The sequence below is a fragment of the Mesorhizobium sp. 113-3-9 genome (assembly GCF_016756515.1).
Lineage (GTDB): Bacteria > Pseudomonadota > Alphaproteobacteria > Rhizobiales > Rhizobiaceae > Mesorhizobium.
In genome coordinates, this window is the sequence record NZ_AP023246.1 from 3,328,842 (window position 1) to 3,345,697 (window position 16,856).

A 16,856-nucleotide genomic window follows, 5' to 3' on the forward strand; every position below is an offset into this window, starting at 1 on the left:
ATTCAGGCGGCCACCCGGGCGGTCATATTGCCGCCAGATATGCCCGCCTGAAGTGGCCGTTGCCTGGTGTCTCGACTGCCTGGAAGGCCTACCAGCCCATCCATTCGCGCGTGCGCCAGGCTAGGCCGGCAAAGGGCGCCATCAGCGCGATGACGACAAGCATCAGCGTGAAGGGATGCTTGGTCACGGGAGGGCGGGGAGCCATGGCGCGATATCCTTGCTGGGATTTCATCGAATGCGTGCACAACGTCGTCAGGGCGCCATGGTTGCATCGGGGCAGGGACATACGGCCGTGGTTGGAACCTGATGCCGGCGCTGGCGTTTCCCTGATGTGACCGGTGAGGCTGCCACCTCCGCCGGCATCGTCTAAGGCTCGTTCTGCTCCCGGCAGAGCGGGCCTTTTTCGTCGTACTGCGCAACGGCATCCGGAACGACATCGTGCGCTTTACGTTAGCTATCGCTAAGACAGTTGTCGGACATGTTTCCGGAAGAGGCACCCAGATGCGCCTTTCCGTGGCAGATTTATTTTATATTCTCTCAAAATTACAATATTGACAACGGATTTTTGAAGCACACCGCGAGTGTTATCGCCTGATTGCAAAAATGATAAAAATTGGCATTTGTTGGGCGCGCCGTATTTATTCCACAAAAGGCGATGGAACCTCATTGTGTCGACCGAGTTTTCCTCCCGGGCGGCAATCGGATACCTAAAATGGAGGTTACCATGAAACATTATCTTTCGAGTACAGCAGCCGCGATCGTCCTGATGGGCGGCATGGGTGTGGCCATGGCGGACACAATCGTCGTCCAGCCCGAGCAGGAGACGGTCGTTCGTGAATACGTCAAGAAGCAGCCGCTGGCGTCGGTGAATCTGCTCGGCCTCGAGCTCAAGCTCGGCTCTCCGGTGCCCGACAAGGTCGAATTGCGCGAGGTGCCGAACGTCAAGTACCGCGTCGCCGTGATCAACGACCAGACCGTCCTGGTCGATCCCGATACGCGTCAGATCGTCGAGGTGCTGCACTGATCCATGGCTCGGCCATGACAGTGGGTGCGATACCAGTCTAGCCTTGGGAAAAGCCCGCCACGGGTTCGTGGCGGGCTTTCTTGTTAAGTTCGCCCTTGCCGCTGTCTATTCGGCGGCCAGCTTGTCCTGCGTCTTGGTGTCGAAATCGCCGGCGTCGTGGCGCTCGTGCAGTTGCAGAGCCGGCTCGCCGAAGGCGCGGTTGACCATGCGCCCGCGCTTGACCGCCGGGCGGGCGTCGATCGCCTTCGCCCAGCGCTGTACGTGGCTGTAGTCCTGCACCGACAGGAACTCGCCGGAATCATTGTACATGCGGCCGAGCGCCAGCCCGCCATACCAGGGCCATACCGCCATGTCGGCGATCGAATAATCCTTGCCGCCGAGATATTCCGTTTCGGCGAGCCGGCGGTCGAGCACGTCCATCTGCCGCTTCACCTCCATCGAGAAACGGTCGATGGCATATTCGAATTTCTGCGGCGCATAGGCGTAGAAATGGCCAAAGCCGCCGCCCAGATACGGCGCCGAGCCCATCTGCCAGAACAGCCAGGACAGGACTTCGGCGCGCGCGGGCTGCTCGGTGGGCAGGAATTCGCCGAACTTTTCGGCGAGATAGACCAGGATCGAGCCGGATTCGAAGATGCGCACCGGCGTGGCGCCGCTGCGGTCCATCAGAGCCGGGATCTTGGAGTTGGGGTTGACGTCGACGAAGCCGCTGCCGAACTGGTCGCCATCGTTGATCCTGATGAGCCAGGCGTCATATTCGGCGCCCTTGTGGCCAAGCGCCAGCAACTCCTCCAGCATCACCGTCACCTTGACGCCGTTCGGCGTCGCCAGCGAGTACAGCTGCAACGGGTGCTTGCCGACCGGCAATTCCTTGTCATGCGTCGGCCCGGCGATCGGCCGGTTGATGCTGGCAAAGGCGCCGCCATTTGCCTTGTTCCAGGTCCATACTTTCGGCGGGGTGTACTCTGTCATGTCGGGCCTCGTGTCGTGGGGGCTTGGGGGAGGATGGGCGGTCGATCTACAACTAGGGCTGTGGAGGCGGAAGTTCAACTTGCATTGAACTATTGTCAATGTCGGCGCTGCGCGGCGATCCACCGCCCGGGGCGAGTCGCGGGCCTCGCCCGCCCTACGGGCCCCACAAGGGCAGAAGGAAGAACCGGCAATTCGCACCTTGCACCATCCCCTTCGAGGCATACCTATAGAAGAAGCCGCCAGGGCATTTGCATCGCAGGACAAAATCATGGCCATCAATCCCAATCCGCGTTCCGTCGTTGCCGTGCGGGCGACCGTTCCGGACGATGCCTTCACGGCCGGCGCGCTGGGCACGCTCAGGGAAGGCAGCGGCGTCGTCATCAGGGATGACGGGCTGGTGCTGACCATCGGCTATCTCATCACCGAGGCCGAAGAGGTCTGGCTGACCGCGCATGACGGCCGGGTCATCCCGGCGCACGCGCTGGCCTATGACCAGGAATCGGGCTTCGGCCTGGTCCAGGCGCTGGCGCCGACCGGCCTGCCGGCCGTGGCGCTTGGCGACGCCGGCAAGGCCAGGATCGGCGACGCGGTGGTGCTTGCCGACGGCATCGGCCGGGCGGTCGAGGCCAAGATCGTCACCAAGCAGGAATTCGCCGGCTATTGGGAGTATCTGCTCGACGAGGCGATCTTCATCGCGCCCGCGCACCCCTCCTGGGGCGGTGCGCCGCTGTTTAGCGCCGATGGCACGCTGCTCGGCATCGGCTCGCTTCGCCTGCAGATGAGCCGCGCAGGCGAGGTCGCGGATATCAACATGGTGGTGCCGATCGATCTGTTGCCGCCGATCCTCGACGATCTCCTGACGCGCGGCCAGGTGGCCAGGCCGCCGCGTCCATGGCTTGGCGCCCTGTCGGCCGAGAGCGACGGCAAGGTGGTTGTGATGAGCGTGACCGAAGGCGGCCCGGCGGCAAAAGCCGGCCTGCGTCAAGGCGACGTCATCTCCGAGGTCCGCGATGGCGCGGTCGACGGGCTCGCCGATTTCTATCGCAAGCTCTGGGACAGCGGCTCGGCCGGTGCCGAAATCCCGATGCGCGTGGTGCGCGACGGCCGCGAGACCTGGCTGCGCGTCAAGTCCGCCGACCGCGGCAGTTTTTTGAAGAAGCCGCAGCTGCAGTAGGCGCGCCGGCCGGGCGATGCATCCAAGACTGCTCAAGACCTTTCTCGCGGTGGCGCGCAGCCGCAACATCACGCGCGCGGCCGAGGCGGTCCACCTCGCGCAATCGAGTGTCAGCGACCAGATCCAGGCCCTCGAGGCCGAGCTTGGCGCTGCCTTGTTCACGCGCTCGAAGTCGGGCCTGGAGCTGACGCCGGCGGGACTGGCGCTGAAGCCGATGGCCGAGGAGCTGCTGCGGCTCGACGGCGAGGCGCGCGCGGCGGTGCTGCTGGCCGCCGGGCAGACAAGCGGGGCGCTGACCATCGGCGCGCTGGAAACAATCGCCTCGGCCCGGCTGGCGCCCTGGCTGCCGGGGTTCCAGGCCAGCCATCCCGACATCACCGTGCGCATGAAGGTGGCCGACAGCGGCACGCTGCGGCATCTGCTGGAGGATGGCGATATCGATGTCGCCTTCTGCTTCGAGCGGCGCGACGGCGTGGGGGGCGCCGCGGATGAACGCCTGGCCCGCCGCACCATAGGAGCCGAACCGCTGGTGCTGGTCGCGGCTCCCGGGCAGGGCACCGCGCCACGCGCGCTGGAAGACCTTGCCGCGCTGCGTTTCGTGGCGACGGAGCCTGGGTGCATCTACCGTCATATGGTCGACACTGCCTTTGCCGAGGCGGGCATGGCGGCACCGAGGCTTGCCGCCGAAGCCGGCAGCATCGGCGCCATTGTCCGGCTGGTGGCGGCGGGCGCCGGCCTGGGCCTTGTTCCACGCCTTGCCGCCAGCGACGCGCTTGCGCGTGGCGATCTTGTTGAGCTGCCATGGCCCGGCCTGATGCGGGCGGCGCTATTGGCGATGATCTGGCGGCGCCGGCGCGTCCAGCCGCCGGCGCTCAGGCAGTTACTCGCTGCCGCGCGAGACATGCTGGTGCCGGAACGCTCCGGAGATCGTTCAGGTCTTGAATCGGCCGATGGATCCAAGGTCTTGTTTCCAAACAACTCCGCGGGGATGAGCGTCACCAGCTAAACCAGCCGGTGCCCGCCTTCGACATGCAATGTCGTTCCGGTGGTAAAACCATTGCCGATCAGGAAGGCGATGGCGTCGGCGATATCCTCTGGTCGGCCGACCCTGCCGACGGGCAGCCGTTCGGCCATCGCGGCAAGCGTCTCTGCCTTGCGGTCGCCGGCGACCTGCGCCCAGATCTCGGTATCGACCCAGCCGGGCGAAACGGCGTTGACGCGGATCGGCGCGAGCTCGACGGCAAGCGCCCGCACCAGTCCTTCGAGCGCGGCATTGACCGCGGCGACGACCGAGCCGCGCGCCGCCGGCCGGTAAGCGGCGATGCCGGAAACGAAGCTCATCGAGCCGGCTCTGGCCAGCCGTGGCGCGCCGTGCTTGGCGAGCAGTAGCGGGCCATAGAGCTTGCTCTCGACCACGCGTTGCGCCGCCTTGAGGTCAAGTTCGGGCAGCAGCCTGTAGGCGCCCTCGATGTCGGCCGCCGTGCTGACGATGTGGTCGAGGCCGCCGATGCGCGCGAACAGGTCCGCGACTTGATCTTCCCGGGCGATGTCGACCACCGCCACCTCGAGGTTCGCTGGATTGCCTAGCGCCTCACGCGCCTGTTGCAGCCTCTGCTCACCACGTCCGGCGATGGTGACCGTCGCACCGACCTCGACGCAACGCCTGGCCAGCGCCAGCCCCATGCCGGAGCCGCCGCCGACGATCAGGATCTTCTGGTTCGAAATGCTCATTTCGCTCTGCCTTTGTCTGAATGGACACAGGCAAGGGATTGGCAGTTCGGCGCGGGCCACGGGAAACGGAAGAAACCGATGGCGCCATCGGAAATGCCGATGATGGTGTCCGCCCGGCGGGGCCGCCTCGTTCAACGCACCAGCGGGCTGTCCCAGACAGCGAACAGCAGCGCCTTCAACTGGGCGAAGCGCTCCGGCCCAAGCTCGGTGCGCCACTCCTCCTCGATGTCGCGCAATATGTCGACCATTTTCCAGAAAGCAGCGTGGCCGCGTTCGGTGGAGTGCACCACGCGCGTGCCGCCTTCGCCGTCGGAGCGGACGAGATAGCCATAGCCTTCGAGGCTGCTGAGCAGTTGGTTGATCGCCTGCTTGCTCATGCCGGCACGCTCGGCAATGGTGCCGGGGCGCGCGCCGTCCGGGCCGGGAAACTGCAGCACCGCCATATGCGGCAGGCGCAATTCGTCGAAACCGGCGGCGTTGAGCTCCTTGATCAGCCGGCGCTGGATGGCCTGCGCCGGAACGCGCAGCAGGGCGCCGATCAAAAGGTCCTCGGTCTTGGTCTGCAGAACTTCCGTGGAGGTGGCCATTGACGATCCGGTAAATTGAGTTTACTGATAGTCAGTAAATGTAATTTACCGGAGGGGTTTGCGCAATGTCAGCCATGAATCTTCAGGTCAACCCATCCAATGAGACCATCGGCACCAAGGGGCTGTCGGTCCGCTTCCTCGTATCGGGCGAAAATTCGAACGGCAGTGTCGCCGCTTTCGAGTTGACGGTGCTAGGCGCACAGCGTTTGCCCGCGCCGGCGCACAGCCACGATCACTACGAGGAGACGATCTACGGCATTGAAGGGGTTCTCACCTGGACGGTGAACGGCAAGCCGATCGAGGTTGGGCCGGGGGAGGCACTGTGCATTCCACGCGGCGCCGTCCACCGGTTCGACAACAATGGCACCCGAGATGCGAAAGCGCTGTGCGTCATCTCGCCGGCGGCGATCGGTCCGGACTATTTCCGCGAGGCGTTCGGCCTGCTCAACGCCGCCGCCGGCGGGCCGCCGGACAAGGCCGGGATGATGGAGATCATGCGCCGCCATGGGCTGACGCCGGCCGCCCCGCCACCGGGCTAGGCAGCCTTACTTTCCGTGCGGGCGAAATGGCGTCCCGCGCGCGCGGTTCGGCACTCCTACTCGCGTTCCGCGCTCGCGAACACCACCAGGTTCCCGTCGGGATCGCGCATGCGCATGATCCAGAAATGGTCGGCCTCCTCGATCGGGCCGGGTTGGAGGCCGGCCGCCACCAGCCGCTGCCGTTCAGGTGCCAAGGGTAGGACGCCGAGCGTCAGCGTCGAGGTGCCGGCTTTGTCCTTGTCCTCGAACAGCTGCAGCTCGGCGCTCTCGGTGAAGTGCCATTCGGCCAGCCCCGGCATCGGCCGGCGCAGCGGCGGCTTGCCGAAGAGCCTTTCGTACCAGCCGATGCTCGCTTCGAGATCGGAACAGCTGACATGGGCGAAAATGGTCTCAATCGCCATCGGGACCTCCATCGGGCGGTTGCACTGAAGCCGCAACGCGGCGATGGATGGGCCGTTCCGTTGCTTCGCGGCGGCATGCCCCACTGCTGCCTAAAACTGACAGTGGACTGTGCCATGATGCGGGCAATCGCACCATGACGGAGGCAAGATGAAAGCGACGCCAGCGACAATGATACCGAACCGGCGGGCTGGCTGATGGCGCCGGTCAAGGTCGATCCCGCCAAGGTCCGGGAATTTCCCGACGCGGCCAGTTTCCATACCTGGCTCGGCCAGCACCACGCCACCGAAACCGAGGTGTGGATCAAGGTGCACAAGGTCGGCTCGGGGCTGAAGTCGATCACGCCGAAAGAGGCCATCGACGTCGTGCTGTGCTTCGGCTGGATCGACGCCGTGCGCAAGGGGCTGGACGAGAACAGTTTCCTGCAGCGCTACACGCCGCGCGGCAGGAAGAGCATCTGGAGCAAGATCAACATCGACAATGTCGCGCGGCTGGTCGAGGAGGGCCGCATGACCGCGCATGGGCTGAGCCAGGTTGAGGCCGCCAAGGCCGACGGGCGCTGGGCGCGCGCCTATGGCAGCGGCAAGGACATGAAAATCCCCGATGATCTGCAGGCGGCGATCGATGCCGAGCCGGCGGCGAAGGCGATGCTGGACAAACTCAGCGCGCAGAACCGCTTCTCGCTCGCCTTCCGTACCCACAACATGAAGACCGAGGCCGGACGCAAGAAGAAGATCGAGACCTTCGTGGCGATGCTGAAGCGCGGCGAGACGATTTATCCGCAGGGCAAGAAGTAGGCTCAGGCGCCGGAATGCGGGTCGATGCTGTAGGGGTGGACGGGGTAGCCGGGACCGATGGCATCGCGCACGCAGTGGGTCCATGCCAGGAATGCCGGATGGTCCGCGAGGGTGAAGCCGCAATCCCCGGCGCGGTGGCTGTAGGCATAAACGGCGATGTCGGCGATGGTGAGGTCGTTTCCGGTCAGGAACGGCGTTCCGGCAAGGCTGCGGTTCAGGGCGGCGAGAGTGCGCGCGCCGGCCTCGCGCTTGCCGGCAACCATGGCCCGGTTGCGCTCGAGCCGCCCGGTCAAGGTCCAGAAACGCAGCGAGCCGATGACGGGCTCGACATTGTATTGCTCGAAGAACAGCCACTGCATGATCCTGGCGCGTTGATACCGATCCGCCGGAAGCAAGGGCGTGCCTTCGGCGAGGTAGGTGAGGATCGCGTTGGATTCGGCGATGGCGCTGCCGTCCTCGAGCTCGAGCACGGGAACCGCGCCGGCCGGGTTGAGCGCCAGGAAGGCGTCGGTGTGGCTTTCGCCCTCGAAAATCGAGACGATGCGCGTGTTGTGAGGGATCTTCAGCAGCCCGAGCAGAACCCTGATTTTCCAGCCATTTTGCGATGGCAGATAATCGTGAAGCGTGAGCATGGCCGATCCTCGTGACGGATCAACGATCGCATGGCGCGATGCCGGCCGACACCCGATTCCTGCGGACGGCGTGGCTCTTGCCGTGGCGCCGCTTGTGCCGCGCGGCTTGTTCGCGCCTTCAGCACCGTCATGTGGACGACGCTGCGATCGCAGGCGCATCGCGCCGGCAACAGGATCGGCATTCCGCTCGCCGGCGATGATGCCGGGCTGTTGCCATCGCGGCGCGGCTGGTGGGCGGTGCCAGCTTCGATCCGGTCGTGGCCGGACCGCTGTCGCAGGCCCGCCGCTTCGATCCCGGCACTGTCGTCATTGACAGCGGCATAAGCGGTCCGCAGGTTCGGGCCGCACTCGGCATTGCCGGATTGCGGTTCAATAGGTGAATCGCGAAATTGCGCTAACTGCCTGTTTTTGTTTGAATTGGCGCCGAGTTATCATGTCCCGCTTCCTGGCCGGCGCCAACATCGCGGGTGGACGAAGGGCGGCGTGACGGCTACCTTTTCGAACGCCGCGACGATCGCGCGGCGGAACTGGTTGCGGGAGTCCCTGCCGTTGAGAAGAGTTGCTTCGTGGGCAATGACGTTGTTCCTCGTCGCCGCCGTCGCGTGTGCCGCAACCGGCGCCACCGCGCAGACCGATCAGTCCTCGTCGCTGTCCGCCAAGGAGATAGCGGTCGGGATCAAGGCCGCGCCGCCCTTCGCCTTCAAGCTGCAGGACGGCACCTGGTCGGGGTTGAGCATCGATCTCTGGCAGAAAATAGCCGGGCGGCTCAACCTTCGCTTCCGCTATGTCGAAGTGCCAAGCGTGCAGGACCAGATCGATGGCGTCGTCAGCGGCAAGTTCGATGCGGCGATGGCCGCGATCACGGTCACCGCCGACCGCGAAAAGGTCGTCGACTTCACGCAGCCCTTTTTCTCGACCGGGCTCGGCATCGCCACGCCGCTCAACAGCCAGCCTTCCTGGCGGCCGGTGCTGCGTGCACTGACCTCGTTTGGATTCCTGCAGGCGGTGCTCGGGCTGATCGTCATATCGGTGGTGGTCGGCGTGCTGATCTGGATGTTCGAACGCCGCCACAATGATGATTTCGGCGGCGGTGTCGCCAAGGGCCTGTTTTCCAGCATGTGGTGGTCGACCATCGCCGCGACACAGGCAAGCACCGGCGATTTCGGGCCGCGGACCGTGCCCGGACGCGTGCTCGCCGCGATCTGGATGATGGGCTCGATCATCGCAATCGCGGTGTTCACCGCCGGCGTCACATCGGTGCTGACGGTGACGCAGATGGAAGGCATGGTGCAGGGCGAAAGCGATCTCGCCAAGGTCAGGGTCGGCGCCGTGCAGAATTCGTCGACCGCGTCCTATCTGGATTCGACCCATACCCGTCATCAGGACTTCGCCACGGTCGAGCAAGGCCTCGACACGCTGCGCGCCGGCAAGATCGACGCGCTGGTCCACGACAAGCCGCTGCTAGGCTGGCTGGTCGGGCAGAACTACGCGACCAGCCTGCAGGTTCTCGACGCGAGCTTCGACCAGCAGCAATACGCCATCGCGCTGCCGCTCGGCAGCCCGCTGCGCAAACCGCTCGATGTCGCCCTGCTGCAGGCGATGGAGAGCGACTGGTGGAAGCAGGCCGTTTTCCAATATCTCGGCGAGAAATAGCTCGGGCAAAGGGCAGGGTACGAACCCTGGCACAAGAAAAAGCCGCCCCCGCTTCATGCGAGTGGCGGCCTTTTCCCGGGAGGAAGTCAGAGGGAAGTCAGGGCAGCTCAAGCAGCCTTGGCGTGCTTGTGGCCATGCTTCTTGTGGGTACGGATGTGGTGGTGCTTCTTGGCGACGTGCCGGTGGCCGTGCTTCTTGCCCGCGTGCCGGTGAGCGTGCTTGCGCACATGCCTGTGGTGCTTCCTGTGGTGGCGGTGACGCTTGTGCGCGGCCGCCTTGACCGGCGTCTTCGCCGCGTCAGCCGCGGCAGGGGCCGCCGGAGCGGTCGCCGGGGCAGTCGTCGTTGCGGGGGCGGTGGTCGTTGCCGGAGCGGTCGTGGTGGTGGTCGTGTCCGCATTGGCGGTGCCGACGAGCGGCATTGCCAGACCGAGAGCGATGGCCAGGCTGAGCGCGGAGAGGATGGGCTTGTTCATGATAGGCTTTCCTTCACATGTTGTAGGTTGCTGTCACTGGTCGAGGTCGACCGGCGTCACGCCCAAGAGCTTCAAGGCGTTGGCGTAGGTGCGGATGCCTTGCGCCTGCTTGCGCTCGGCACAGAACCGGCTCGCCTTGTCCTGGAGGGCCGTTGCCTCTGCGATCTCGCTCGCACCGGCGCCGGGTTTGGCCTTGGTCTGGATGGCTCCGTCGAGTTGAAGACCGAGCCGGCTGCAGTATTCGCTCCGGGTAACCGCCGCTTCCGCGCCCGACGATGCGACCGCGAGCATGGCAAGCGAAATGCCGGCGAGGGCAGCCATCCATCGGGTCGAACGTCGTTGCATTGTCGGGACCATCCCTTTGCGTTGATGTGGCGGTCTCTGTTCGGCCGCCGCGAGGATGGTTATCGCAGACGATGTTTTCCTCAGTTTTTCCCGGATGTTGAATCTTGTTTCTGAAGTGTGTCTGGGGGGCCGATCGATGCCAATCGCAGCGGGGCGCCGGGCAGGGCCGGCGCCGCCTCGGACAATGCCGGGGCTGGGCAAAGCGGTAGAGCGAGCAGGATCTCAGGCGGCGGCACTCGGTCGTGCCGAGATGGCGCCATGCCACAGCCGCAAGGCGTCCAACCCCTCGGGGATCGGCGTCTTCATCGCGGCGGCGGCGAAATCGAGGGCGACCAGCGCGGTGATGTCGGCGGCCGAAAAATGATCGCCGGCAATGAAAGCCACGCGTTGCAGCCGCACGTCGAGGTCGGCATGGAAATGGGCGATGCGCGCCATGGCGCGGTCGACCAGCGCCGGGATCTGCTCATAGCCGTAGGGGCCGGACAGAGCCCGGCCTTTCAGCCCTTCGGCCTTGTTGCGAATGCCTTCCAGTGCCGGGGCAAGACCGTCCAGTTCGGCGCGCCGCTCCCACATGGCGACCAGGCCCTTGTCGATCGAGTTGGAGCCGAGCAGCGGCACGGCCGGGAATTCCTCTTCCAGGTAGCGAAAGATCGCGGGCACTTCGGCGATGGTGGTGTCGTCCGCGACAAGCGCCGGCACCTGCTGGCGCGGGTTGATGGCCGTGAACCAGTCCGAGAACTGCTCGCGCTTGCCGAGATCGACCGCCACCGACGGGATGGAAATGCCTTTCTCGGCGATGAAAATGCGTACCCTCCTGGCATTGGGCGAGCCGGTGGAATGATAGAGCTTGACGGCGTGCGACATGGTCCTTGCTTTCCGTGAACCGAGTTATGGGCGGGTCAGGCCGCGCCCTTGCCGCCGTCGACGCCGAGCACCTGGCCTGTGATGAAGGAGGCCTTGCCCGAGGCGAGAAAGAGGATGGCGTTGGCGATCTCCTCCGGCCTGCCGCCGCGCTTCATCGGCACGCCGGCAAGCAATCCTGCCTTGTTTTGCGCATTGCCGGTGAAACGGTTGAGCATCTCGGTCTCGATCGGACCGGGAGCGACGGCGTTGACGCGCACGCCGGCCGCGGCGGCTTCCAGCGCGGCCGATCTGGTCAGCCCTTCCACCGCGTGCTTGCTCGCCGCATAGATGGATGCGTTGGCGCCGCCGCGATGGCCATATGTCGACGAGATGTTGACGATGGCGCCGTGGCCCTGTGGGACCATCACGCGCAGTTCGTGCTTGAGGCCAAGCACCGTGCCCAGCACGTTGGTGTCGAAGGTGGCGGCAAGGCTTGCCGCCGTCTGCGAGGTCAGCGGGCCCGGCTGGCCCTCGGTGCCGGCATTGTTGACGGCGACGTCGAGGCGGCCGAAGCGAGCGACGGCCCGGTCGACGAGGGCCGCGACCTGATCGTCTTCGCGGACATCGGCCTTGATGAATTCGGCCTCGGCGCCAAGGCCGTGCAATTCCTCGACAAGGGCTGCACCGGCTTCCTCGCGGCGGCCGGAAACGACAAGCCGCGCACCGTCCCTGGCAAAGGCCAGCGCGGTGGCGCGGCCAATGCCGGTCAGCGCGCCAGTGATCAAGACAATCTTGGTATCCATTTTCGTTCTCCTTGAAAGGGCGTGCGACCTGCACCGCCAATGGATGCGAAGATGGGGGAGTGATGACTTGGCGACCAAGACTTTGTATGCTTCAGCCATACTTTCAAAGCATGGCTGAAGATCATGGAACTGCGCCATCTCCGCTACTTCATCGCCGTCGCGGAAGAGGGCAGCCTGACGCTCGCGGCCGAAAAGCGGCTGCACACCGCGCAGCCTTCACTGAGCCGGCAGATGCGCGACCTGGAGCTGGAGGTCGGCACCAGGCTTCTTGTGCGCGGCGCGCGCGGCATCGAACTGACGGCGGCTGGCCGGACATTCCTCGACCATGCCAGGCTGGCGCTGATGCAGGTGGAGGCGGCAGGCATTGCCGCACGCCGCGCCGCGCAGCCGGCCAAGGCCGCCTTCGCGCTGGGCTTCCTGACCGGACAGGAGGTGACGTGGCTGCCCCAGGCGTTGCGCATCCTGGGCAGCGAACTGCCCAATCTCGACGTGACCGTGTCCAGCCAGTCTTCTCCGGAACTGGCAGGCGGGCTGCTGCGCGGCGCGATCGACGTTGCCTTCCTTCGCCGCGAGGACTGGGTGTCGGGCCTGGCGTTCAAGCTTTTGGCGCGCGAGCCGCTGGTGGCGATCCTGCCGGCGGGCCATCCGCTGGCAACGTTCGATGCCGTGCGCATCGAGGATCTGGCCGCCGAAACCTTCATCATGCCGACAAGGGCAGCGCCGGCGCTGAAGATCGTCATCGACGATTATGCGCGGCGGGTCGGCGTCACGCTGCGGGCCGCCCATGAAGCCGAGAACCTGTCGATGGCGATCTCGCTGGTAAGTTCGACCGGTGGCGTCAGCCTGCTGCCGGTCTATGCCGAACATCTTTTGCCGCGCTCGGTGGTGAGCCGGCCGCTGGCCGGGCCGGTGCCGACCATCGACCTCGTGCTCGGCTATGCCAAGTCCAACACCTCGCCGCTGCTGAAGCTGTTCCTGGCGCGGCTGGACGGCCTGGCCGCCGGCACCGGCCTGACGTCCTGAGACGCCTGGCGCCGGACTCGGGACGGCCTTCGACGCGCCGGACAATTTGCGCGCTTCCACCGGAGCGGCCGATCGCGTAAAGGCCCGGGAAATTCCTTCAATTTCCAGGCGTCCCTCGGAACATCATGATCAGACTTGAAAGCATCAGCAAGCAGAACGGCCGTCAGCTTGTCTTCATCGAGGCATCCGCCGCCCTGCAGAAGGGCGAGAAGGTCGGCCTTGTCGGGCCGAACGGCGCCGGCAAGACGACCTTGTTTCGCATGATCACCGGCCAGGAGCAGCCCGACGAGGGGCAGGTGCAGGTCGATCGCGGCGTCACCATCGGCTATTTCAGCCAGGATGTCGGCGACATGTCGGGCCATAGCGCTGTCGCCGAAGTGATGAACGGCGCCGGGCCGGTGAGCGAGGTGGCGGCCGAGATGGCGGAACTCGAGGCCGCCATGGCCGATCCCGACCAGGCCGACCGCATGGACGAGATCATCGAGAAATATGGCGAGGCGCAGCATCGCTTCGAGGAACTCGACGGCTATGCGCTCGACGGCCGGGCGCGCGAGGTGCTCGATGGCCTGGGCTTTTCCCAGGAAATGATGGACGGCGACGTCGGCAAGCTCTCCGGCGGCTGGAAGATGCGCGTGGCGCTGGCGCGCATCCTGTTGATGCGGCCCGACGTCATGCTGCTCGACGAGCCGTCGAACCATCTGGACCTCGAAAGCCTGATCTGGCTGGAGCAGTTCCTGAAAGGTTATGACGGCGCGCTCTTGATGACCTCGCACGACCGCGAGTTCATGAACCGCATCGTCAACAAGATCGTCGAGATCGATGCCGGTTCGCTGACCGCCTATTCCGGCGATTACGAGTTCTACCAGCAGCAGCGGGCGATCGCCGACAAGCAGCAGCAGGCGCAGTTCGAGCGCCAGCAGGCGATGCTGGCCAAGGAGATTGCCTTCATCGAGCGCTTCAAGGCGCGCGCCTCGCATGCGGCGCAGGTGCAGAGCCGGGTGAAGAAGCTCGACAAGATCGACCGCGTCGAGCCGCCCAAGCGCCGCCAGGTGGTGAATTTCGAATTCCAGCCGGCGCCGCGCTGCGGCGAGGATGTCGTCACCTTGAAGAACGTGCACAAGGCCTATGGCAGCCGCACCATCTATGAGGGGCTCGACTTCCAGGTTCGTCGCCGCGAGCGCTGGTGCATCATGGGCGTCAACGGCGCCGGCAAGTCGACGCTGCTCAAGCTGGTGGCCGGCGCGTCCGACCCCGACACCGGGACGGTGGCGCGGGGACCAAGCGTGAAGATGGGCTATTTCGCCCAGCACGCCATGGAGCTGCTTGAGGGTGAGCGCACCGTGTTCCAGACGCTGGAAGACAATTTCCCGCAGGCCGGCCAGGCGCCGCTTCGCGCGCTTGCCGGCTGCTTCGGCTTTTCCGGCGACGAGATCGAGAAGAAATGCCGGGTGCTGTCAGGCGGCGAGAAGGCGCGGCTGGTGATGGCGCTGATGCTGTTCGACCCGCCCAACCTGCTGGTGCTGGACGAGCCGACCAACCACCTCGATATCACCACCAAGCAGATGCTGATCGAGGCGCTCTCGCAATATGAAGGCACCATGCTGTTCGTCTCGCACGACCGGCACTTTCTGGCCGCGCTCTCCAACCGCGTTCTGGAGCTGACGCCCGAAGGCATCCACACCTATGGTGGCGGCTATACGGAATATGTCGAGAGGACCGGGCAGGAAGCACCGGGCTTGCGGAGCTGACAATAAGGGCGGCTGTCGAGCCGACGCCGCCCTTGGAACCAGCTTGCGTGTGAAAGGGGCGGAACGACCGCCCTTACCGCAGCGAGATGGCCATGCCGCTGAGATCGGCGTTGACCTGCAGCCCGACCTGCTTGCCGGTGAGTTCGAGCTGGGCGCCCTTGTCATTGGTCATGACGATCACCTGGGCACCTTTGCCGAGCGTGCCGCCGCCACCCGCCGCGCCATAGACCCCCGTCACATCGCGCGCGCGCCTGATGTGGCGCACAGTGCCGTGGAAGTAGGTCTTGGAAACGCCGAAGGCGAGGCCGCCCGAGACGCCGCCGATCGAGATGGGATAGGTCTTGCCGTGGAAGGTGAACGTGCCTTCGCCGCCGGAGCCGCCGACGAAGAAGGCAGCCTTGTAGACGGCAAAGCGGATCGTGCCGCTGTCGGCATGCGCGGCGCTGGCGACGCTGACTGCCGCCGTGGCGATGGCTGCAACCGCGATAGACCGAAATCCGGACGAAATCTTCATGATGAAAGCTCCTTAAGATCGCCGCTTGCCCGACCGGCCGGGCGCGTCAGCGCTGTGTCAAAGTTACAACTGAACAGTCTCGCCGGTCATTTGGTTCCAGCCACTTGGCCCGAATCTGGCCGCGGGAAGATCGACATGAAGCGAGGCCTGTGGCAAGCGCTGGGGCGGGACATCGCGGATACGTGATGTCGCGGCCGGAATGTCCGCGGAAAGCGGAACGGCAAACAGCAGAGGCTTCGGGGATGAGACTTGCGATACGCATTGCAATGTCCGCATTGGCCGCGACGATGGCTGGATGCGCGACCTCTCCCGTAGACTATGGCGCGTCGCTTTCGCCGCAAGACCCGAAATGGGCGTCGCCGGGATGCCAGCAGGCCCGCACGGCGGCCGCCGACTATGCGGTTCGCGAGAAACAGCACCCGGGCTGGGAATTCGCGGCGCTTGGCCCGTACGGCCTGGGCATCATCGCGGCAACCAAGGAGGCCGAGCACAAGCAGCGAAAGCTGTTCGCCCGCAACGTGCACCTGCAATGCTCGAGCCTGCCCTTGCCGAAGGAACTGCAGGGCGATCTGAGCCCGGCGGCCGCACAGGCGAAATATCCGTAGCCATGTCCTGGCTGGGCAGGCCGGCGGCTGTTGCCAGCGTCGGGTCCACCCGTTGCGGACATCCGGTCAACCTGCCAGCATATCATCATGGAACAACTTGCCGCGCCCTGGCCTTTGCTGCAAATCGCGATCGAGGCGAAGTCGAGAGCCGATGAGGAGAAGCTGCGTATCGCCTTGTCGAGGCTGGCGGACGAGGATCCTTGGCTCCACATCAAGTGGGATGAGGAATCCGGTCAGACGATCATCGCCTTCATGGACGAGCCTGCACTCGACAGCATCATTGAGCGTCTGCGCCGCGAGTTCATGATCAACGTGAATGTCGGCGCTCCGCAGGTGGCCTATCGCGAGACGATCACCCGCGGTCATCAACAGGACTACACCCACAAGGAGCAGTTCGGCGGCACCGGCCAGTTCGCCCGGGTCGAGATTATGTTCGAGCCGAACGCGTACAATCCGGACTTCGTGTTTGCGTCCAGGATCGCTGGAAGCGCGGTCCCGGACGAATATGTGATGGGGGTCGAAAATGGGCTGCGCGGCGCCCTGTCGGCGGGGCCGTTCGCGGGCTTTCCGATGATCGGCGTCAAGGCGACGCTGGTGGACGGCGCCTTGCACGAGACCGACTCCTCAGCCCTGGCTTTCGAGGTTGCTGGCCGTGCCTGCTTTCGCGAAGCAGCGCCGCGCATTGGCGTGCAACTGCTCGAGCCGATCATGAAGGTCGAGGCGATAACGCCGGCGGACTATGTCGGCAGCATTGTCGGTGAGTTGAAGAGCCGCCGTGGCCGGATCGGGGACCAGGAAACCCGCGATGTCGCCGTCGTCATTCATGCCATGGTGCCGCTCGCAACCATGTTCAAACTGGAGGACACACTGAGGTCGCGTTCGAACGGGCAGGCGCGCTTGAGCGTCAGCTATGCCGGATACGAACCCGTGCCGACGCCTGACGACCGCGACCCGCCGCCCGCAGCGGCCGTGTTCGCCTGACCTCCGCTCGCCG

General features: G+C 65.2%; 19 protein-coding genes and 1 pseudogene. 10 read left to right on the forward strand and 10 right to left on the reverse strand.

The window, feature by feature from the left end:
* Positions 1-724: 724 nt before the first annotated feature.
* A complete protein-coding gene (locus MesoLj_RS16160; protein ID WP_202326682.1) occupies positions 725-1,024 on the forward strand; it encodes a DUF1236 domain-containing protein in 300 nt (99 codons plus the stop codon).
* Between the two features lie 105 nt (positions 1,025-1,129).
* Here MesoLj_RS16160 and yghU read toward each other — a convergent pair whose 3' ends face one another.
* Positions 1,130-1,996, reverse strand: coding sequence for a glutathione-dependent disulfide-bond oxidoreductase (yghU, locus tag MesoLj_RS16165; RefSeq protein WP_202326683.1), 867 nt, complete (start codon positions 1,994-1,996; stop codon positions 1,130-1,132).
* Between the two features lie 268 nt (positions 1,997-2,264).
* Between yghU and MesoLj_RS16170 the strand changes: the two genes are divergently transcribed.
* Both MesoLj_RS16170 and MesoLj_RS16175 read left to right on the forward strand, forming a co-directional pair.
* Complete coding sequence (locus tag MesoLj_RS16170) at positions 2,265-3,170, forward strand: S1C family serine protease (protein WP_140774041.1); 906 nt, start codon at positions 2,265-2,267, stop codon at positions 3,168-3,170.
* A gap of 16 nt (positions 3,171-3,186) precedes the next feature.
* The gene (locus MesoLj_RS16175; RefSeq protein ID WP_202326684.1) at positions 3,187-4,176 is read left to right on the forward strand and encodes a LysR family transcriptional regulator; all 990 of its coding nucleotides are present in this window, start codon (positions 3,187-3,189) and stop codon (positions 4,174-4,176) included.
* Here the strand turns inward: MesoLj_RS16175 and MesoLj_RS16180 are convergent.
* Both MesoLj_RS16180 and MesoLj_RS16185 read right to left on the reverse strand, forming a co-directional pair.
* A complete protein-coding gene (locus MesoLj_RS16180) occupies positions 4,173-4,901 on the reverse strand; it encodes an SDR family oxidoreductase (RefSeq protein WP_202326685.1) in 729 nt (242 codons plus the stop codon). The genes MesoLj_RS16175 and MesoLj_RS16180 overlap by 4 nt on opposite strands.
* A 131-nt stretch (positions 4,902-5,032) precedes the next feature.
* Positions 5,033-5,488 carry a MarR family winged helix-turn-helix transcriptional regulator gene (locus MesoLj_RS16185; RefSeq protein ID WP_140774038.1) on the reverse strand — a complete coding sequence of 152 codons (456 nt, stop codon included), beginning with the start codon at positions 5,486-5,488 and terminating at the stop codon, positions 5,033-5,035.
* A gap of 65 nt (positions 5,489-5,553) precedes the next feature.
* On the opposite strand from MesoLj_RS16185, the gene MesoLj_RS16190 reads away from it, so the two are divergent.
* Positions 5,554-6,027, forward strand: a complete 474-nt coding sequence (locus MesoLj_RS16190) for a cupin domain-containing protein (protein WP_140774037.1) — start codon at positions 5,554-5,556, stop codon at positions 6,025-6,027.
* 56 nt (positions 6,028-6,083) lie between these two features.
* Here MesoLj_RS16190 and MesoLj_RS16195 read toward each other — a convergent pair whose 3' ends face one another.
* Entirely contained in the window at positions 6,084-6,428 is a 345-nt protein-coding gene (locus tag MesoLj_RS16195) for a VOC family protein (protein ID WP_202326686.1), read from the reverse strand.
* A 195-nt stretch (positions 6,429-6,623) separates the two neighbouring features.
* Between MesoLj_RS16195 and MesoLj_RS16200 the strand changes: the two genes are divergently transcribed.
* Entirely contained in the window at positions 6,624-7,223 is a 600-nt protein-coding gene (locus MesoLj_RS16200) for a YdeI/OmpD-associated family protein (protein WP_202326687.1), read from the forward strand.
* A gap of 2 nt (positions 7,224-7,225) precedes the next feature.
* Here the strand turns inward: MesoLj_RS16200 and MesoLj_RS16205 are convergent, their stop codons facing one another.
* Positions 7,226-7,855: a glutathione S-transferase family protein gene (locus MesoLj_RS16205; protein ID WP_202326688.1), complete on the reverse strand. Its 630-nt coding sequence runs from the start codon at positions 7,853-7,855 to the stop codon at positions 7,226-7,228.
* Positions 7,856-8,428: 573 nt separating this feature from the next.
* Here MesoLj_RS16205 and MesoLj_RS16210 point away from each other — a divergent pair.
* On the forward strand, positions 8,429-9,508 hold the full coding sequence (locus tag MesoLj_RS16210; RefSeq protein ID WP_140774034.1) for a transporter substrate-binding domain-containing protein: 1,080 nt from the start codon (positions 8,429-8,431) through the stop codon (positions 9,506-9,508).
* 107 nt (positions 9,509-9,615) lie between these two features.
* Here MesoLj_RS16210 and MesoLj_RS16215 read toward each other — a convergent pair whose 3' ends face one another.
* The 4 genes from MesoLj_RS16215 to MesoLj_RS16230 form a co-directional block, all read right to left on the reverse strand.
* Positions 9,616-9,981 carry a hypothetical protein gene (locus MesoLj_RS16215; protein ID WP_202326689.1) on the reverse strand — a complete coding sequence of 122 codons (366 nt, stop codon included), beginning with the start codon at positions 9,979-9,981 and terminating at the stop codon, positions 9,616-9,618.
* A gap of 33 nt (positions 9,982-10,014) precedes the next feature.
* Positions 10,015-10,326, reverse strand: a complete 312-nt coding sequence (locus tag MesoLj_RS16220; RefSeq protein WP_244735455.1) for a hypothetical protein — start codon at positions 10,324-10,326, stop codon at positions 10,015-10,017.
* A 222-nt stretch (positions 10,327-10,548) separates the two neighbouring features.
* Entirely contained in the window at positions 10,549-11,190 is a 642-nt protein-coding gene (locus MesoLj_RS16225) for a glutathione S-transferase family protein (RefSeq protein ID WP_202326690.1), read from the reverse strand.
* 35 nt (positions 11,191-11,225) lie between these two features.
* Positions 11,226-11,972, reverse strand: coding sequence for an SDR family NAD(P)-dependent oxidoreductase (locus tag MesoLj_RS16230; protein WP_202326691.1), 747 nt, complete (start codon positions 11,970-11,972; stop codon positions 11,226-11,228).
* Positions 11,973-12,095: 123 nt separating this feature from the next.
* Here MesoLj_RS16230 and MesoLj_RS16235 point away from each other — a divergent pair, with 123 nt between their 5' ends.
* Both MesoLj_RS16235 and MesoLj_RS16240 read left to right on the forward strand, forming a co-directional pair.
* On the forward strand, positions 12,096-12,995 hold the full coding sequence (locus tag MesoLj_RS16235; protein WP_202326692.1) for a LysR family transcriptional regulator: 900 nt from the start codon (positions 12,096-12,098) through the stop codon (positions 12,993-12,995).
* 125 nt (positions 12,996-13,120) lie between these two features.
* On the forward strand, positions 13,121-14,743 hold the full coding sequence (locus MesoLj_RS16240; RefSeq protein ID WP_140774029.1) for an ABC-F family ATP-binding cassette domain-containing protein: 1,623 nt from the start codon (positions 13,121-13,123) through the stop codon (positions 14,741-14,743).
* Between the two features lie 73 nt (positions 14,744-14,816).
* Here the strand turns inward: MesoLj_RS16240 and MesoLj_RS16245 are convergent, their stop codons facing one another.
* A complete protein-coding gene (locus tag MesoLj_RS16245) occupies positions 14,817-15,257 on the reverse strand; it encodes a hypothetical protein (protein ID WP_140774028.1) in 441 nt (146 codons plus the stop codon).
* Positions 15,258-15,499: 242 nt separating this feature from the next.
* Here MesoLj_RS16245 and MesoLj_RS16250 point away from each other — a divergent pair, with 242 nt between their 5' ends.
* Both MesoLj_RS16250 and fusA read left to right on the forward strand, forming a co-directional pair.
* Entirely contained in the window at positions 15,500-15,862 is a 363-nt protein-coding gene (locus MesoLj_RS16250) for a hypothetical protein (RefSeq protein ID WP_202326693.1), read from the forward strand.
* Between the two features lie 81 nt (positions 15,863-15,943).
* Positions 15,944-16,843 (forward strand): annotated as a pseudogene (gene fusA / locus MesoLj_RS16255) (elongation factor G); the annotation flags it as partial.
* Positions 16,844-16,856: the final 13 nt, after the last annotated feature.

Excerpts from the sequence above, each read along its gene's own strand:
- MesoLj_RS16195 (WP_202326686.1), bottom strand. The coding sequence starts at position 6,428 with ATGGCGATTGAGACCATTTTCGCCCATGTCAGCTGTTCCGATCTCGAA.
- MesoLj_RS16225 (WP_202326690.1), bottom strand. The coding sequence starts at position 11,190 with ATGTCGCACGCCGTCAAGCTCTATCATTCCACCGGCTCGCCCAATGCC.
- MesoLj_RS16185 (WP_140774038.1), bottom strand. The coding sequence starts at position 5,488 with ATGGCCACCTCCACGGAAGTTCTGCAGACCAAGACCGAGGACCTTTTG.
- yghU (WP_202326683.1), bottom strand. The coding sequence starts at position 1,996 with ATGACAGAGTACACCCCGCCGAAAGTATGGACCTGGAACAAGGCAAAT.
- MesoLj_RS16190 (WP_140774037.1), top strand. The coding sequence starts at position 5,554 with ATGTCAGCCATGAATCTTCAGGTCAACCCATCCAATGAGACCATCGGC.
- MesoLj_RS16230 (WP_202326691.1), bottom strand. The coding sequence starts at position 11,972 with ATGGATACCAAGATTGTCTTGATCACTGGCGCGCTGACCGGCATTGGC.
- MesoLj_RS16235 (WP_202326692.1), top strand. The coding sequence starts at position 12,096 with ATGGAACTGCGCCATCTCCGCTACTTCATCGCCGTCGCGGAAGAGGGC.
- MesoLj_RS16200 (WP_202326687.1), top strand. The coding sequence starts at position 6,624 with ATGGCGCCGGTCAAGGTCGATCCCGCCAAGGTCCGGGAATTTCCCGAC.
- MesoLj_RS16220 (WP_244735455.1), bottom strand. The coding sequence starts at position 10,326 with ATGCAACGACGTTCGACCCGATGGATGGCTGCCCTCGCCGGCATTTCG.
- MesoLj_RS16170 (WP_140774041.1), top strand. The coding sequence starts at position 2,265 with ATGGCCATCAATCCCAATCCGCGTTCCGTCGTTGCCGTGCGGGCGACC.
- MesoLj_RS16215 (WP_202326689.1), bottom strand. The coding sequence starts at position 9,981 with ATGAACAAGCCCATCCTCTCCGCGCTCAGCCTGGCCATCGCTCTCGGT.
- MesoLj_RS16210 (WP_140774034.1), top strand. The coding sequence starts at position 8,429 with ATGACGTTGTTCCTCGTCGCCGCCGTCGCGTGTGCCGCAACCGGCGCC.
- MesoLj_RS16175 (WP_202326684.1), top strand. The coding sequence starts at position 3,187 with ATGCATCCAAGACTGCTCAAGACCTTTCTCGCGGTGGCGCGCAGCCGC.
- MesoLj_RS16240 (WP_140774029.1), top strand. The coding sequence starts at position 13,121 with ATGATCAGACTTGAAAGCATCAGCAAGCAGAACGGCCGTCAGCTTGTC.
- MesoLj_RS16205 (WP_202326688.1), bottom strand. The coding sequence starts at position 7,855 with ATGCTCACGCTTCACGATTATCTGCCATCGCAAAATGGCTGGAAAATC.
- MesoLj_RS16245 (WP_140774028.1), bottom strand. The coding sequence starts at position 15,257 with ATGAAGATTTCGTCCGGATTTCGGTCTATCGCGGTTGCAGCCATCGCC.
- MesoLj_RS16180 (WP_202326685.1), bottom strand. The coding sequence starts at position 4,901 with ATGAGCATTTCGAACCAGAAGATCCTGATCGTCGGCGGCGGCTCCGGC.
- MesoLj_RS16250 (WP_202326693.1), top strand. The coding sequence starts at position 15,500 with ATGAGACTTGCGATACGCATTGCAATGTCCGCATTGGCCGCGACGATG.
- MesoLj_RS16160 (WP_202326682.1), top strand. The coding sequence starts at position 725 with ATGAAACATTATCTTTCGAGTACAGCAGCCGCGATCGTCCTGATGGGC.